The sequence below is a fragment of the Mycobacterium helveticum genome, from assembly GCF_007714205.1.
GTDB lineage: Bacteria > Actinomycetota > Actinomycetes > Mycobacteriales > Mycobacteriaceae > Mycobacterium > Mycobacterium helveticum.
The window spans coordinates 1-835 of the sequence record NZ_VMQU01000318.1; the positions used below are offsets into that span (position 1 = coordinate 1).

At 61.4% G+C, this 835-nt stretch carries 1 pseudogene; it reads right to left on the reverse strand.

The annotated features are described in order from the left end of the window. Positions 1–203 precede the first annotated feature (203 nt). Positions 204–758 (reverse strand): annotated as a pseudogene (locus FPZ47_RS27695) (IS5 family transposase); the annotation flags it as partial. Positions 759–835: the final 77 nt, after the last annotated feature.

An 835-nucleotide genomic window follows, 5' to 3' on the forward strand; every position in this document is an offset into this window, starting at 1 on the left:
CATCAGCGCGCAGCCACCATCAACCAGATCACCGAAAACAAGATCATCACAAGCCGGCTGAAAAATCAGGGTCAGACTTGACGACGCGTCGACAACGACACGCTCGCCACCCACCCAGTCAGTTCGGTCAACGGAAGCGGGCGCCCCGACGACGGTCATGGGCCCCCGCTTCCCCCTGCCCACTTGACAAAACCGATTCCATATCAGGGCGTGTCTCCCAATTGGTTGTTTCCGACGCGGGAATGGATTACGGCGCAGGCCAATAGGACACCGCCGAGGTAGGTCAGGGCGTATTTGTCGTAGCGGGTCGCGATACCGCGCCATTGCTTGAGCCGGTTGTAGCCTCGTTCGACGGTGTTGCGCAGACCGTAGAGTGTGGCGTCGAACGCCGGTGGGCGACCCCCGGCCGATCCCTTGGCCTTGCGCTGGGCGATCTGGTCTTTGCGTTCGGGAATCGTGTGCTTGATTCTTCGGGAACGTAATTCGGTGCGCGTGCTCGGGTGTGAATACGCCTTGTCGGCGAGCAATCGGAAGTCGCCACCGGTCACACCGTGCTCAGCGCAGGCGTGGTCGTAGTCGTCGAGCAAAGGCATCAACTGCGGATTGTCGCCGGCCTGGCCAGCGGTCAACCGGACCGCGACAACAGCTTCGCGCTGATCGGTCAGGGTGTGGATCTTGGTGGTCAGCCCGCCTCGCGAACGCCCAATTGCATGGTCGTCGGGTTCATCGGCGGATTTCTTGTAATTCGACAGGGCCCCCGGGCGTGTCATTCCATCTGTGTAAGTCCGGGGTGGTCCATCATCGGACCGCCGTTGGGCGGAGCAGAAGGAGTGTT